Annotated in this window: 17 protein-coding genes; 5 read left to right on the top strand and 12 right to left on the bottom strand. The window is 69.7% G+C overall.

All coding sequences use genetic code 11. From position 1 onward, the window contains the following. Positions 1-149, top strand: a 149-nt coding sequence (locus IE247_RS34950; RefSeq protein WP_190121436.1) for a helix-turn-helix domain-containing protein, incomplete at its 5' end; no start/stop codon positions are given. 19 nt (positions 150-168) lie between these two features. Here IE247_RS34950 and IE247_RS03725 read toward each other — a convergent pair. Beyond that, positions 169-705: a hypothetical protein gene (locus IE247_RS03725; protein ID WP_190121437.1), complete on the bottom strand. Its 537-nt coding sequence runs from the start codon at positions 703-705 to the stop codon at positions 169-171. A 138-nt stretch (positions 706-843) separates the two neighbouring features. Beyond that, positions 844-1,242 (bottom strand): hypothetical protein, encoded by a 399-nt coding sequence (locus IE247_RS03730; protein WP_190121438.1) that lies wholly within the window; start codon positions 1,240-1,242, stop codon positions 844-846. Positions 1,243-1,385: 143 nt separating this feature from the next. Here IE247_RS03730 and IE247_RS03735 point away from each other — a divergent pair, with 143 nt between their 5' ends. Continuing rightward, a complete protein-coding gene (locus IE247_RS03735) occupies positions 1,386-1,928 on the top strand; it encodes a GNAT family N-acetyltransferase (protein WP_229868605.1) in 543 nt (180 codons plus the stop codon). Between the two features lie 54 nt (positions 1,929-1,982). Here IE247_RS03735 and IE247_RS03740 read toward each other — a convergent pair whose 3' ends face one another. Then, complete coding sequence (locus tag IE247_RS03740; RefSeq protein WP_373305498.1) at positions 1,983-2,309, bottom strand: hypothetical protein; 327 nt, start codon at positions 2,307-2,309, stop codon at positions 1,983-1,985. 284 nt (positions 2,310-2,593) lie between these two features. Between IE247_RS03740 and IE247_RS03745 the strand changes: the two genes are divergently transcribed. Then, positions 2,594-3,148: a peroxiredoxin gene (locus IE247_RS03745; RefSeq protein ID WP_190121439.1), complete on the top strand. Its 555-nt coding sequence runs from the start codon at positions 2,594-2,596 to the stop codon at positions 3,146-3,148. Between the two features lie 3 nt (positions 3,149-3,151). Further along, complete coding sequence (locus IE247_RS03750; RefSeq protein WP_190121440.1) at positions 3,152-3,688, top strand: alkyl hydroperoxide reductase; 537 nt, start codon at positions 3,152-3,154, stop codon at positions 3,686-3,688. A gap of 76 nt (positions 3,689-3,764) precedes the next feature. Here IE247_RS03750 and aztD read toward each other — a convergent pair whose 3' ends face one another. Genes aztD through aztB form a run of 4 tightly spaced genes read right to left on the bottom strand, consistent with a single transcriptional unit; the run spans position 3,765 to position 8,064 of the window. Then, a complete protein-coding gene (aztD, locus tag IE247_RS03755; RefSeq protein WP_190121441.1) occupies positions 3,765-4,964 on the bottom strand; it encodes a zinc metallochaperone AztD in 1,200 nt (399 codons plus the stop codon). A 24-nt stretch (positions 4,965-4,988) separates the two neighbouring features. Then, positions 4,989-5,912, bottom strand: coding sequence for a zinc ABC transporter substrate-binding protein AztC (gene aztC, locus IE247_RS03760; protein WP_190121442.1), 924 nt, complete (start codon positions 5,910-5,912; stop codon positions 4,989-4,991). Further along, positions 5,909-7,162, bottom strand: coding sequence for a hypothetical protein (locus tag IE247_RS03765; protein ID WP_190121443.1), 1,254 nt, complete (start codon positions 7,160-7,162; stop codon positions 5,909-5,911). The genes aztC and IE247_RS03765 overlap by 4 nt, the downstream gene beginning before the upstream one ends. Positions 7,163-7,212: 50 nt before the next feature. After that, entirely contained in the window at positions 7,213-8,064 is an 852-nt protein-coding gene (gene aztB, locus IE247_RS03770; RefSeq protein WP_190121444.1) for a zinc ABC transporter permease AztB, read from the bottom strand. A 16-nt stretch (positions 8,065-8,080) separates the two neighbouring features. On the opposite strand from aztB, the gene aztA reads away from it, so the two are divergent. Continuing rightward, on the top strand, positions 8,081-8,824 hold the full coding sequence (gene aztA, locus IE247_RS03775) for a zinc ABC transporter ATP-binding protein AztA (protein WP_373305499.1): 744 nt from the start codon (positions 8,081-8,083) through the stop codon (positions 8,822-8,824). Positions 8,825-8,845: 21 nt separating this feature from the next. On the opposite strand, the gene IE247_RS03780 is transcribed toward aztA, so the two are convergent. The 5 genes from IE247_RS03780 to IE247_RS03800 all read right to left on the bottom strand — a co-directional run bounded on the left by IE247_RS03780 (position 8,846) and on the right by IE247_RS03800 (position 14,777). Beyond that, positions 8,846-9,628 (bottom strand): hypothetical protein, encoded by a 783-nt coding sequence (locus IE247_RS03780; protein ID WP_190121446.1) that lies wholly within the window; start codon positions 9,626-9,628, stop codon positions 8,846-8,848. Beyond that, positions 9,625-11,031, bottom strand: a complete 1,407-nt coding sequence (locus IE247_RS03785; RefSeq protein ID WP_190121447.1) for an AI-2E family transporter — start codon at positions 11,029-11,031, stop codon at positions 9,625-9,627. Before IE247_RS03785 ends, IE247_RS03780 begins: the two co-directional genes overlap by 4 nt. A gap of 128 nt (positions 11,032-11,159) precedes the next feature. Further along, positions 11,160-11,927, bottom strand: coding sequence for a lysozyme family protein (locus tag IE247_RS03790; protein WP_506005031.1), 768 nt, complete (start codon positions 11,925-11,927; stop codon positions 11,160-11,162). A gap of 413 nt (positions 11,928-12,340) precedes the next feature. Further along, positions 12,341-13,663: an RNA 5'-3' helicase PhoH2 gene (phoH2, locus tag IE247_RS03795; protein WP_190121449.1), complete on the bottom strand. Its 1,323-nt coding sequence runs from the start codon at positions 13,661-13,663 to the stop codon at positions 12,341-12,343. Positions 13,664-14,015: 352 nt separating this feature from the next. Then, a complete protein-coding gene (locus tag IE247_RS03800) occupies positions 14,016-14,777 on the bottom strand; it encodes an isoprenyl transferase (protein WP_190121450.1) in 762 nt (253 codons plus the stop codon). Positions 14,778-14,963 lie beyond the last annotated feature (186 nt).

Raw genomic sequence — 14,963 nt, forward strand, 5'->3', positions numbered from 1 at the left:
TACTCCCCCTCCTCCAACTCCTCACCGACCGCACCGAACACCGCATCAAAGACCTCGCCCACAACACCGGCCTCACCCGAAGCCAAGTGGCCAAAGTCATCGAAGAACTCATGACCGGGGGAATCGTCGCGGTCCGGAAGCGGGCGTGAGGGCGCGACCCAGCCACGGTCACGGGCCCGTGTTTCCCTCGAAGGCACCCAGGCTGATCAGGCTTATCCGGTGGTCCCAGGCGTCCCACCGCACATGCTTCCGCGCGCCCCAGTAGTAGTTGTCGTAGCCCATGAGGTCGCCGTATGCCTCGTCTTCGTGCGTCCGGTCGGGTCTGCCGAACGCAACCAGGAGTTCCTCGTACGAGGTCAGGTGGGCGAAGTGGGACAGATGCGGGCCGTAGATCGCGAAGCCGACGACTGTCCCTGCTCGAACCTTGTAGGTGAGCTTGTCGGTGCAGTACAAGAATCCGTCTGACTGGGCAGCGTGGTTGACGACCTCGTCGAGGGTCAGCTGCCGCCCGTCGGTGGCGTAGTACTCGCTGTCGGTGTCGGTCCCGCCGCAGTACCGGGCGACTACGGAGGACTGGGCCTGGACGATGCTCCGGCGTGGAACGCTGGTGGCTGGCGCTCCCAGGGCTGTGCCGCTCATCGCGACAGTCGTGAGGTCGAGGTCCGGCCGGGACAGTATGTCCAGATTGTCGAGGATCTCGATCATCGTCAGAGTCTAAGGTCGCCATGAGGGGGTCCGAACGCGGCCAGTCGGCACTCCTCAAGGCTCCCGGTCCCGGCGAACCGCCGAGGAACACATGACACGCCTCCGCCAGGATGCGCACCCGTCCTTCGGCGATGCCTGTCACAGCCGTCCCTCACCCTCCCGCAGCAGCCATTCCCTGGCCGAAGGAACGCGGCCAAGGAGCTGGCCCACCTTCATGCCTTCTTCGCGTGAGGTCACCCTCGGCAGTGGGCTGAAGTCTTCGGGAAGTACGTCCAGCCAGCTCACCACGCGGTCTCCCGCCCGCAGAGTGATCAACAATTCGCACCGCAGCTGGCGTGGAACGTCCGGGCGGTGGGACAGGCTGTTCCACAGGGTCGGCCACAGATAATGGGTGCCATCAGGCGCCGCATTCGCCCGCACCCACGCCGGGTCCAGTCGCGAGTTCAGGCTGAGGTCACACGCCCGCTCCTCCAGTCTGAACAGCGAGGACGAATCGATGACTTTCACCTCGCGAGGCAGTGGCTCATCGAAGGTCATCGGCCCATGCTGCCCCACAGCGCCCCACCACGAGGAGCCGACCCCGACGAGTTGCCGCACGACAAGGCCGCAATCTTGATCGTGCGGGAGCCCGGCGGCCTGTGTACTGGTGTGCGGCGACGCCGGCCTGACAGGATCGGCTCGTGATCAGAGCCTCGGTAACCCTGCGCGAACTCGTTGTCGGTGACTGTCACTCCGTACATGCCTTCGCCAGTCTTCCGGAGGCTTGCCGCTACCAGGCATGGGGGCCGAACACCGAGGAACAGACAAGGGACTTCGTTCAGGGCGCGGTGGATGCCCGGTCACAGTCCCCGAGGACGAGATTCGTGTACGCGGGCTGCCTCGACGGTGAACTCGTCGGTATCGGCGAACTGAAGGTTCGCAGTCTGGCCCACCGGCAGGGCGAGATCTCCTATCTCGTCCATCCCCGGGTGTGGGGTCGCGGCGTGGGCACAGCCATCGGCGGGGAACTTCTCGGCAGAGGGTTCGGGTCGACAGGGCTGCACCGGATCTTCGCGACCTGTGATCCTCGCAATGTGGCATCGGCCCGGGTGCTGGGCAAGCTCGGCATGGTCCACGAGGGCCGGCACCGGCACACCGTTCTGCTCCGGGACGGCTGGCGTGACTCCGAGGTCTTCAGCATCCTCCAAACAGAATGGGTGCACCGGCCCGAGCCTCTTCGCTGAGATGTAGCCCGCGCGGCGGCTACGGCGAACGCGCGCCGATGGCTCGGCCTCCGCTTACGCCGGCAGTCTCACCACGGCCGGCGTGGTCATCTCGTTGTACTCAAGGGAGATCGGGTCCAGCTCGACGCTCTGAACCAGGACTCCGGGAAAGTCCTCGAACCGGGCGAGGGCGTCCGCGATGGCCCGAGTCAGCGTCTCGGCCTCGAAGGAGCATGTGAACCACGACCGCTCAGGGGACTCGACCAGCGAGATCCTCCCGTCGTGGAAGCCGGCCACCTGCGCCAGCGCATCGGACTGCTCCTCGGTGATGATGTCCTGCAAAACCAGGTTGAAATACCAGTTACGCGCAGGCACGGTGCTGCCTGACGAATCCATCGACATACCTCGCTTCTTCGCTCGGGTTCTGTGGCGTGGAGGAAACAGTGCGCCGCTGGCTGCACGGGCAGCAGTAGGGCCCATGACCGTATGTACTACTCGCCGACCGCGAGGAGGGTACGGAATCAGAAGCGAGGCCATCCGATCGGGCTACCGCACGGCCCAGGGGTGACCCCGACCGATTGATCGGGCCCCCTGATCACATTGACCCGATTGATCGATTTCACCAACGATCGCGGATATGACAGGGTTCCTTTTGTCCAAACCCTCATGCATCCAGGAGTAACACTGTGCTGACTGTCGGCGACCAGTTCCCCACCTACGAGCTCACTGCCTGCGTCTCCCTGGAGGCCGGTAAGGAGTTCGAGGTCATCACCCACAAGTCCTACGAGGGCAAGTGGAAGGTCGTCTTCGCGTGGCCGAAGGACTTCACCTTCGTGTGCCCGACCGAGATCGCCGCGTTCGGCAAGCTGAACGACGAGTTCGCCGACCGTGACGCGCAGGTGCTGGGATTCTCCGGGGACTCGGAGTTTGTGCACCACGCCTGGCGCAAGGACCACGCGGACCTGCGTGACCTGCCCTTCCCGATGCTGGCGGACTCGAAGCACGAGCTGATGCGCGACCTGGGCATCGAGGGTGAGGACGGGTTCGCGCAGCGTGCCGTCTTCATCGTGGACCCGAACAACGAGATTCAGTTCACGATGGTGACCGCCGGGTCCGTGGGCCGGAACCCGAAGGAGGTCCTGCGGGTGCTGGACGCGCTCCAGACGGACGAGCTGTGCCCGTGCAACTGGACCAAGGGCGAGACGACGCTGGACCCGGTCGCGCTGCTGGCCGGTGAGTGACACATGGCTCTCGACGCTCTGAAGTCCGCGCTGCCGGACTATGCCAAGGACCTGAAGCTGAACCTGGGCTCGGTCATCGGCAACAATGACAAGCTTTCGCAGCAGCAGCTGTGGGGCACGGTTCTCGCCACCGCGATCGCTTCGCGCAGCGCCATTGTGCTGCGGGAGCTGGAGCCGGAGGCGAAGGCGAACCTGACGCCGGAGGCGTACACCGCCGCGAAGGCGGCGGCGGCCGTGATGGCGATGAACAACGTCTTCTACCGGACGCGGCACCTGCTGTCGGACCCGGAGTACGGCACGCTGCGCGCCGGGCTGCGGATGAATGTCATCGGCAACCCGGGTGTGGAGAAGGTCGACTTCGAGCTGTGGTCGCTGGCGGTGTCGGCCGTCAACGGCTGTGGCCAGTGCCTGGACTCGCACGAGCAGGTGCTCCGCAAGGCCGGGGTCGAGCGGGACGTCATCCAGGAGTCGTTCAAGATCGCGGCCGTGGTGCAGGCCGTGGGCGCGACCCTCGACGCCGAGGCCGTGCTCGCGGGCTGAGGCTCGCACGTACATACATCACATCGGTCTCCGTACCCCTGACGAGGGGGTACGGAGACCGATGTCGTTTCAGGGGTCAGTGCTTGACGCCGCTCAGCTCGTTGGACGGCTTCGGCAGGGTCGCCGAGGCGAGCTTCTTGCCGGATTCGACGTCGATGGCGTGGATCTTCCGGGTGGCCGGGTCGGAGACATAGGCCGTGTGGTCGCGTACGAAGATCGCGGGGCGGGGGCGCTGCCAGTCCAGCGGCTCCTTCCAGGCGCCGATCACGGGGAGCGCCTTGGTGACCTCGCCCTTCTCGGGGTCGATGACATGGATCGCGCCGTCGGTGCCGAGGACGAGCGCCTCGCCGTGCGGGCCCCGGGCGAGGGAGCGGAAGGTGTAGCTGGTGTTGTCCAGGTCGACCAGGCGCAGCTTTCCGGTGCGGGTGTCGATGAGGGAGATCTGCTCGGGGCGTTCGAGTTCGGCGTCGGCGTCCTTCTTGTAGTCGCCGAGGACGATCGGGGACTCGTCGGAGCCGGCGACGTTGCCGATCCTGCCGTACGGGGTGGGGCTGTCGACCTTGGTGATCTTGCCGTCGCGGTAGATCAGGACGCCGTCCTCGCAGCCGATGACGACGGCCTCGTCCTTGGCGGTGGCCTCGCCGTGGACGCCGGGGCACTTCTCGCTGCGGGCGATCTCCTCGCGGTCCTTGCCGAGTACGGAGATGCCGACGCGCTCCTCCTCGGTGCCGAGGGTGGTGAGAAGCCGGCCGTCGGCCAGCTCGACGGCGACTCCGTGGTGCGGGGAGCCGGTGCGGTGGATGTCGGTCCTGGGCGCTCCGTCGGCCAGCTTCTTCGGGTCGAAGGCGGTGATGTCGCCGGTGCCGTCGGTGAAGAGGACGGTCCGGCCGGCGTGGCGGACGACATGGCCGGGCTTGGCGCCGGGGAACTCGATGTCGGTGAGGGTGCCGCCCGCCGCGTCCAGGGCGCGGAAGCCGGTCGCGGTGGATATCAGGACATGGCGGTCGTCGCCGGCGGGGTTGACCCGGTTGAATCCCTTGAGGGGGATGTCCTTCGCGAGTTCGAGGGTGTCGCCGTCGAGGAGGTGGAGACCGCCGTCGTACGTGGTGACCAGCGGGTTGTTGATCTTCTCGGCGGCCTTGGACGCCTTGGGCTCCTCGGTCTTCGCGGACGGCTTGTCCTCCGTGCCGCACGCGGTGAGCGAGACGGCGGTGGCGAGGACGACGGCGGCTCCGGCGAGTCGCCGGGTTCGCCGGGTTCTCGGGGGGATTCTCATGGCGGGGTGTTCCTTTCTGGGGAATCAGGTCAGTCCGTCGGCTATCGCCGTGGTGTTGGCGCGCATCATGGCGAGGTAGGTGGGCGCTCCCCCGCGTGCGTCGGTGAGGGACTCGGAGAAGAGCGGGACGATCTCGACGTCCACCCCGCTCTCGCTCTTCAGCACCCGGGCCAGCCGGTCGGGCTGGGAGGAGTCGGCGAAGACCGCCCGTACACCCGCCTTCTCGACGGCGGTGGCCAGGGATTTGAGGTCGGAGGCGCTCGGCGAGGCGAGCGTGGTGCCGCTGGGGATGACGGCTCCGACGACGCGGAAGCCGTAGCGCTGGGCGAGATAGCCGAAGACATGGTGGTTGGTGACCAGGGCGCGCTTGTCGGCGGGGATCGCGTCGAAGGTCTCGCCCATCCAGTGGGCGAGGTCGGCGAGTTCCCGGTCGTAGCCGTCGGCGTTGGCGCGTATCGCGGCGGTGTCGACGCCGTCGGCGTGCTCGGCGATCCGGTCGGCGATGAGACCGGCGGCCTTGCGGACCCGGTGCGGGTCGGTCCAGAAGTGCGGGTCGGGCTGTCCGGCCATGGCGTCGGAGCGGTAGTCGACGGGGTCGACGGCCTCGCCGACCGCGAGCACGGGTACGCCCGCCTCGCGGGCGGCGTCGACATGGCGCAGTACGTTCTCCTCCAGGCCGAGGCCGTTGTGGACGACGAGGTCGGCGCGCTCGATGCGGGCGGCGTCCTGGGCGGAGACCCCGAAGGAATGCGGGTCGGCCCCGGGTCTCATCAGTACGGTCACCTCGGCCTCGTCGCCCGCTATCTCGCGGGTGATGTCGCCGAGGATGTTGGTGGTGACGACCACGCTGGGCCGGTCCTCGCCGCCGGGGGCGCAGCCTGCGAGGGCGAGCAGCAGAGTGCCCGCGAGAAGGAGGGCGAAGGGGGTACGGGGGGTACGGGGGGTCATCGGCCGGTCTCCACCATGTGGGCGGGCGGGAAGGGGAGGGTGAAGGTGCGGGAGATCCGCAGGCCGTCGCCGTGGTCGATCTCGTGGATCTTCTTCGCGGCCGTGTCGTTGATGTACGCGCGGTCGGCGTCGATCTCGACGGCGGGCGGCGGGGCGTCGGCGTCCCCCGTACGCGTCGCTGCGAGGATCCGCCGCTCGGCGGTGCGCTTCCCGGTGACGGGGTCATGGGCCCTGAGCACGCCGTCCTCGCCGAGTGCGAGCACGGGCGCGCCCTCGCCCGCCGTGTTGACGGCGGTGACCGGGCCGGTCTTGATCAGGGTCCAGGTGCGGGCGGTGACGTCGAGGACCCAGACCGCGTCGCGGCCCGCGCGGGCGGTGAGGGTGGTGCTGCCGGGGCGGTGGGTGAAGCGGTCGGCGCGGCGGGGCGCTTCGACGGATTCGCCGTAGGGGATCCGCACTCCGGTGTGGCGGCCGTTCTCGCCGGTGACGGTGACGAGGAGGGCTCCGTCGGCGCAGCCGAGGACGACGCCCCGTCGGGTGACGGCCGCGCCGCGCGGCTCCGCGCACTTCTCGGCGAGGACGGTCTTCCGTACGCCGTCGCCGCCGCGCACCTCGACGGCGTCGCGGCCGGGGCCGGTGCCCGCGAGGACGAGGTGGTCCTTGTGGGGTACGGCGGGGCCCGCCGGGTTCTTGAGGGCGGTGCCCTCGCCGGTCTCGCCCTTGACCTCGCCTTTCTCCAGTGCGGCGCGGTCGAGGAGGCGGGTGGTGCCGTCGGCGGAGGAGAGCGAGGTGACGGCGGTGGAGCCGTGGACGCGGGCCGGTGGCTCTCCCCGGATCTCGCCGAGGTGGCGGACGGGCGCGCGGTAGTGGTGGACATGGTCGCCGTGGTCGACGGTCCAGCCGCCGCCGTCGATGACATGGGCGCCCGCGCGGGTGGCGGCGTAGGCGAACCGTCCGTCGGTGAACAGGGCCCGGACGGGTGCGGTCCGGCCCGCCGGGGTGAGGTCGCCGGTGAGATCGCCGGTGATCAGGTCGAGTACGCCGACGGTGCCGGTGGCGGTGTCGGCGAGCACCAGCCGGGGCTGGCGCTCGGCCGTCTCCTCGGCCCCTTCGACGTATCCGTGCGGGGCTTCCGATTTCCCGGAGGCCGGGGGGTCGGCGGCGGGGCTCTGGCAGCCGGAGATGAGCAGGGCGGTGGCGAGTACGGCGGAGAGGGCGATCGCCGAGGCGGTCTTCGAAGCAGTGGTCATGGCGGTGGGCCGTACTCCCTTGGGCGGGCCGGGTGGGCCGGGCGGGCCGTTCACGGGCGGGGGGCGGTGGGTTCGGGGAGCCTCGGCAGGCGGTCGCGGGCGCCCGCGACCAGCGTGGAGAGCAGGAATTGGAGGACCGCGACGGCGGCGATCGTGGCTCCGGCGGCGGTGCCGAGATGCCAGGAGAGGAGCAGTCCGAGGAAGGTCGCACTCACTCCGGTGCAGGCCGCCCCGGCCATGATCATCGGGATTCGGCGGGCCCAGGGCAGTGCGGTCGCCGGGGGCGCGATGAGGAGTCCGAAGACGAGCAGGGTGCCCACGATGTGGAAGGAGGCGACGATCGCCAGGGTGAGGAGGCCGAGCAGCGCGAGGTGCGCGAGGCGGGGCCGCAGCCCCAGGGTGTGGGCCTTCCGCTCGTCGAAGGCGAGGGCGACGAAGGGCCGGTGGCCCAGGACCGAGACGGCGAGCGCGATGCCCAGCGCGATCAGCAGCTGGACGAGGTCGCTCTCCCGCACGGCGAGCACATCGCCGAAGAGGAAGCCGGTCAGATCGACGGCGAAGGACTGCGAGCGGGACACGACGATCACGCCGAGGGAGAGCATCCCCACGAAGAGCAGCCCGATGCCGGTGTCCTGGGAGAGCCGGGGCGAGCGGCCGAGCACACCGACGCCCAGCGCCATGGCGGCGGCGCTGGCGGCGGCCCCGGCCAGCAGATTTCCGCCGAGCAGCGAGGCGAGGGCGACACCCGGCAGCATCCCGTGCGACATGGCGTCGCCGAGGAAGGCCATGCCTCTCAGTACGACCCAGGTGCCGGCGAGCGCGCAGATCAGCGATACGAGGACGCCTCCCCACAACGCCCGCTGCACAAAGGTCACCTCGAAGGGCCCCGTCAACCATTCCATGAACCGGGACCCTATGATGAAAACGATTATCAGTGCAATCAGGCGTGGAGGTGCTTCCGGGGTGCGACAGGTGACACTCGACGGCGTGGCGGCGGGGTATCCCGGCCGGCCGGTGCTGTCCCAACTCGACGCGGTGATACCGGCGTTCGCGGCGACGGCGGTCGTGGGGCCGAACGGCTCGGGCAAGTCGACGCTGCTCGGCGCGGTGGCGGGTGTGATCTCGGTTACGGCGGGGACGGTCACCCATCGCACCGGGGCGCGGCCCGCCTATGTCGTACAGCGCAGTGCCGTCTCCGACGCCCTGCCGATCACCGTCCGCGACACGGTCGCGATGGGACGGTGGGGTCGGCGCGGGCTGTGGCGGCGGGCCTCGGCGCGGGACCGGGCGGTGGTGGAGGGCTGCCTTGAACGGCTGCGGATCGGCTCACTCGCGGACCGCAGGCTGGCCGAGCTGTCCGGCGGGCAGCGCCAACGGGCCCTGGTGGCGCAGGGGCTCGCCCAGGAGGCGGATCTGCTGCTGCTGGACGAGCCGGTCACCGGGCTGGACGAGGCGGCCCGGCGGATCATCGCCGAGGTGCTCGCCGAGGTGACGGCCCAGGGCGTCACCGTCGTACAGGCCACTCACGATCTGACGGCGGCGCGGCGGGCGGACCACTGTCTGCTGCTGCACGAAGGGCGGCTGCTGGACTCGGGTCCGCCCGCCGATGTGCTGACCGACGAGGCTCTCGAACGCCTCTGGGGCCTGCCCGCCCGGCGGTGACCGGTCGGCCGCGGTGACCGGTCAGCTCTGGAGCTTGGCCATCAGGGCCCGCATGTCGTCGACGAGGACCTCCTTGACCGTGGCGACCTGCTTCGGCTTGGGGTCGACGGGTTCGCCGTTCTCGTTCGTCGGGAGGTTGATGTGCATGGAGAGCACGGCCTGGCCGTCCAGCACCTGGAGCTCGGGCAGGCTCACCCCCTCGGGCTCGACGAAGAAGGCGCGCTCGCCCAGCCCGTCGACCGGGACCTTCTTGACGTCCTCGTCCATGAAGACGTACTCCAGGGCGAGGGCCGCGTCGAACTGCGGTCCCGGGTCGGTCCTGCGGTGCAGGGTGTAGCTGATCGAGACATCGCCCGACACGGTCTCGACCGAGGAGTGACTCTCCGGGGTCTCGAATTCGAGCCAGCAGATGGCGTGGTCCATCGCGGGGTCCTCGTGGCTCCTGGGGTTGCCCGTCTGCGTCCGCCCGAAGGCGACATTGACCGCCGTCAGCTCGGCGTCCCGACAGAGGTCCTCACTCGTCCGGTACTTCCCGACGTCCGGCTCGCGCTCCCCGTACGCGTACAGTCCGGCCGCCCAGAGCGCCGAGGCGGTGACCGCGCCGCCGAGCGCCCACAGCCACTTCCGCGGACGCGGGTGGCCGGATGCGGAGGGTTCGGGCTCCTCGCCGGGGCTCTCGTCTCCGTCCATGTCCCGGTCGTCGTACCGGTCGTACCGGTCGTCGCCGTGGCGGCCCGGGACGGAGGGCCCGGACCACTTCAGCGGTTCGCCGTCCTCGCCGGTCAGTTCGGGCTCGGATATCACGCGTCCCCCTCGGGCCGGGCGGACCGCTCGACGGGCCGGGGCGCGGGCTCGTCGCCGACGGGGGCCAGGGGGGAGGCGTCCAGGGAGGTCGCGCCGTGCGGCGGCGGGGTGCGGCGCACCGCCTCCTCCTTGACGTACGCGCGGAGATAGCCGACGACCGTGTTGGTGACCGCGACCAGCGGCACCGCCACCACCGCGCCGCCGATCCCGGCGGTCACACCGCCCACCGCGACCGAGAGGACGACCGCGAGGGGATGCACCCGGACCGCCCGGCCGAGGATGAACGGCTGGAGCACATGGCCCTCGATCTGCTGTACGGCGAGCACCACGACCAGGACCATCAGCGCGGTGAACACCCCCTGGGTGACCAGGGCGACGACCACCGCGAGCGCGCCCGACATGACCGCGCCGACCAGCGGGATGAAGGCGAACAGGAAGATGAAGACGGCGAGCGGCACGGCCATCGGGACATCGAGGAAGTAGATGCCGAGGCCGATGAAGATGGCGTCGATCAGGGCGACGATCACCGTGCCCCGCACATAGGCGGTCAGGGTGCGCCAGGCGCGCGGGCCCGCTCCGGCGACGCCGCCCCGGGCCTGGGCCGGGACCAGCTTGAGCGTCCACTCCCAGATGCGCTTTCCGTCGTAGAGCAGAAAGAGCACCGAGAACATCGCCAGCAGTATCCCGGTGAGGACCTCCACCATCACGGAGACGCCCTGGAGTCCGGCGGAGGTGATCTCCTCGGTGTTGGTGCCGATGGTCTCGCTGAGATTCTCGGCGATGCCGCTGATCTGGCTCTCGGTGACATGGAAGGGACTGTTCAGCACCCAGCGCTTCAGTTCCTCGATGCCGTCCCTGACCCGGGCGGAGAGATCGTCGAGATTGTCCATCACCTGCCAGACGACGAACCAGCCGACCAGGCCCATGATGACGAAGCCGGCGACCGCCGTGACGGCGGTGGCGAGCCCGCGCGGCAGACCCAGCCGTCTCAGCCGTGCCACGGTGGGCTGGAGCAGCGCGGTGATCAGCAGCGCCGCGGTGAAGGCCAGCACCACCAACTGGATCTCGCCGATGACCCGCATCAGCACCCAGAGCGTGCCCGCCAGCACCAGCAGCCGCCAGCCGGCCTCGGCCGCGACCCGCATCCCCCAGGGGATGACCGCGACGGGCTCCGGGCGGGGCGCGATCGCGGGGGCGTACGCGGGGGGCACGGGAACGCTCTGGGGTGCGGCGCTCTCGCCGTCGCCCGGAACCGGGTCGGCGGCCGGAGGTCGCCGCTCCCCGCCCTCGTCCCGATCTCTGTCCCGGTCTCTGTCCCTGTCGTCGCGGCCCTCTTCGATGCGCCGCGAGATCCGGGTAAGCCCGGCCCCCAGATCGGCGAGCCAGCCGGGCAGTCTTGCCATGGTTCTTCCTCTTCCCCCAGTGCGCGTCCGCCGGAGTCCGACGCCCTCCGGGAGCAAAGACGGTACACGCAACGGAGCCCCTCACCGTTTTCACGGCGAGGGGCTCCGTCTAAGCAGCCGAACGGTCTCTAGTACCAGCGGTTGGCCTGCCAGAACGACCAGGCGCCACAGGGGCTGTCGTACCGCTCGTTCATGTAGTTGAGACCCCATTTGATCTGGGTCGCGGGGTTGGTGCGCCAGTCCGCGCCCACCGAGGACATCTTCGAGCCGGGGTACGCCTGGACCAGGCCGTACGCGCCCGAGGACGGGTTCTGGGCCTGGTAGTTCCAGGTGGACTCGTGCTGCACGATATTGCTGAAGCACTGGAACTGACCGGCGGGGACGATCTGCCGGGCGATCGCCTTGACCTCGGCGACCGTGTACGAGCCCTTGGCGGTGAAGCTGGCGGTGCCGACGGAGGAGTCGGAAGCGGTGTCGCGCTCGGCGTCACGGCTGGCGCGCTCGGCCTTCTCCTTGGCCTCGCGCTCCTTCTCCGCCTTCTCCTTCTCCGCCTTCTCCTTGGCCTCGCGCTCCTGCTCGACCTTGGCGTCGGCGGCGGCCTTCTTCGCCTTCGCGGTCTTGGCGGCCTGGACGCGGGCGTCCTCCTCGGCGGCCTTCTTGGCGGAGGCGTCGGCGACGGCGGCCTGTGCGTCCGCCTGCTCCGTCAGCGAGGCGACCTGCACCTGGGCCTGCTGGCCCATGGGTATGTCGGCGATGAGGGTCGCGTCGGCGGCGGTCGTTTCAAGGTTGTCGTTCGGCGACTGAGGGTTGCCCGAGGCAACGCCGACGACGGCTCCGACGGTGGTGACCGCGGTGGCGGATGCCACGGCGAATCCCCGGACCGAGATCCGGCTCACACGGTTTCCTTCCAGCATCGCCCGCACAGGTGACCCCGCGGACGAATCGTGCCCCTGGCACTGGCCTCCCACTGCGTTGGGTCACAGGAGGCGCTGGCCCGTGGTCAACTCCCCTGGGGGAGTGGCCGATACAGCTTGCGGGCGGCACACGACGACACGTATGGAGTTGTTCGGTGTTGCTCGCGCACCAAGGGGTGGTGCAGTTGTGTCGTATGCGGGGCCTGACGGAAGCAAGACTCTGCCGGAACCGGCCACCGCAAGGCAATTCTTCGTTGCGTGGGATAGCTCACACCCACTTGGTGGAGGAGTTCGCCGGGAAAGCCCCCCCAACACAGCGCCGCCCCACTACGCTTCTGCGCTTCGCGGGGCGGCGCCTGCCGTGTCGGCCTGCTGTCGGCCGGTCGGCTGTCGTATTAAATCTGACCGTCCTCCAGCATTTCGGTCACCAGTGCGGCGATCTGCGAGCGCTCGGAGCGGGTGAGGGTGACATGCGCGAACAGCGGATGCCCCTTCAACTTCTCGACCACGGCGACGACTCCGTCGTACCGGCCCACGCGCAGATTGTCCCGCTGTGCCACATCATGGGTCAGTACGACCCTGGAGTTGGCCCCGACCCGGGAGAGGACCGTCAGCAGGACGTTCCGCTCCAGGGACTGGGCCTCGTCGACGATGACGAAGGCGTCATGGAGCGAGCGGCCCCGGATATGGGTGAGCGGCAGGACTTCGAGCATCCCGCGCCCGAGCACCTCCTCGATGACCTCGCGGCCCGCCACGGCCGAGAGGGTGTCGAAGACCGCCTGCGCCCAGGGGCTCATCTTCTCGGCCTCGGTGCCGGGGAGATAGCCCAGCTCCTGCCCGCCCACCGCGTACAGCGGCCGGAAGACCATCACCTTCTGGTGCTGCTGACGCTCCAGCACCGCTTCCAGGCCGGCGCAGAGCGCGAGCGCGGACTTGCCGGTGCCGGCCCGGCCGCCGAGGGAGACGATGCCGACGTCCGGATCGAGCAGCAGATCGAGCGCGATGCGCTGCTCGGCGCTGCGGCCGTGGATCCCGAAGGCCTCGCGGTCCCCCCGGACCAGCCGGACGCCGCCCTCGGCGGTGACCCGGCCGAGGGCCTTGCCGCGCTCGGACTGGAGGACGAGCCCGGTGTGCACGGGCAGCCCGTCCGCCTCGGGGGTGTAGACCCTCTCCTCGCTGTAGAGCTGGTCCACCTCCTCGGCCGAGAGCGACAGCTCGGCCATACCGGTCCAGCCGGAGTCGGTGATGGCCAGCTCCGCCCGGTACTCCTCGGCCAGCAGGCCGACGGACGAGGCCTTGATGCGCAGCGGCAGGTCCTTGGAGACGACGGTCACGTCGTACCCCTCGGCCTGGAGGTTTCTCGCCACCGCCAGAATCCGCGAGTCGTTGTCGCCCAGTCTGAAGCCGGCCGGGAGGAGCGCCGGATCGGAGTGGTTGAGTTCGACGCGGAGGGTGCCGCCGAGATCGCCCAGCGGGATGGGGGCGTCCAGGCGACCGTGCCGGATGCGGAAGTCGTCCAGCAGGCGCAGCGCCTGCCGGGCGAAGTAACCCAGTTCCGGATGGTGCCTCTTGGCCTCCAGCTCCGTGATGACCACGATCGGCAGCACGACTTCGTGCTCGTCGAATCGGGTCGGGGCGTTCGGATCGGCCAGCAGGACGCTGGTGTCGAGAACGTAAGTGCGCCTGTCGGGCAGTCGGCGCTTTGAGCTGTTCACCACGGAAGGACGTACCCCCTCGGATGAGGTCGGCGGTGCGACGCCGTCGCGGGCCAGATGGTCTCCCCGCCGCGACACGGCAGGGGACCTCCCCGCCGGAGGCGGGGGAGGAGCCGGGCTTCAGGCCACGATGCGTGGGCCGAGCACCGGCCCTCCGCGCGGTCCGCACTGGGGGTGCGTTCCTTCGTGTGCAAAGGGCCTCCCGGGTGAGTGGCACCCGCCACTCACTGAGAAACGACGTTCGTGGATCGGACGTCGACCTGGAAGGGATATTCCCTCGAACACCCGCGGCCATGCCACGGCGTGGGGCCACACCTGGATGAACAGTGAGAGACCGGTTCGGCGGCGGCGCTGTTCAGCTGCCGTAACGCCGGTGCCGGGCGGCGTAGTCGCGCAGCGCGCGCAGGAAGTCGACCTTGCGGAAGGCGGGCCAGAAGACTTCGCAGAAGTAGTACTCGGAGTGGGCGCTCTGCCAGAGCATGAAACCGGACAGCCGCTGCTCGCCGCTGGTGCGGATGACCAGATCGGGGTCGGGCTGGCCCCTGGTGTAAAGGTGCTCGGAGATGTGCTCGACGTCGACGATCTCGGCCAGCTCCTCGAAGCTGGTCCCCTTCTGGGCGTGCTCCAGCAGCAGCGAGCGGACCGCGTCGGCGATCTCCTGGCGGCCGCCGTAGCCGACGGCGACGTTGATGAGTATGCCGGTGTGGTCGTGGGTGGCCTGTTCGGCCTCCTTCAGCACGGCCTGGGTGCGGGCGGGCAGCAGATCCATGGTGCCGACGTGGTGCACCCGCCAGCGGCCGTCGGCGGCGAGCGCGCGCACGGCGTCCTCGATGATGCCGAGGAGGGGGACCAGCTCCTTCTCGGGGCGGTCCAGATTGTCGGTGGAGAGCATCCAGAGCGTGACGACCTCGACCTCGGACTCGGCGCACCAGCCGAGCAGCTCCTGGATCTTGCTCGCCCCGGCCTTGTGGCCCGCCTCGGGCGAGCTGCCCGAGGCCTTGGCCCAGCGGCGGTTGCCGTCGAGGATGACTCCGATGTGCTTGGGCACCTGGGTGTGGTCCAGTCGGCCTTCCACCCGGCGTGCGTAAAGCCTGTACACCAGGTCACGCAGGTTCACGGAGTCCACCTCTCGGTTCTGTTCGCGCTCGTCTGTAAGGGCTCGCCCGCCGGGGTGCCCGGAGTACGGGGACCGGGGCGGGGGCTCGTGGATCGGCTGACCGGGGTCCGCTCCCGGGCGGCGTGCCACCGGCGGCGCGTCCGGGGCCCGGCACCGGGCGGCCCGGCCGGGGACGGGCGGCGGTCT

This window comes from Streptomyces inusitatus (genome assembly GCF_014651115.1).
Taxonomy (GTDB): Bacteria; Actinomycetota; Actinomycetes; order Streptomycetales; family Streptomycetaceae; genus Streptomyces; species Streptomyces amakusaensis.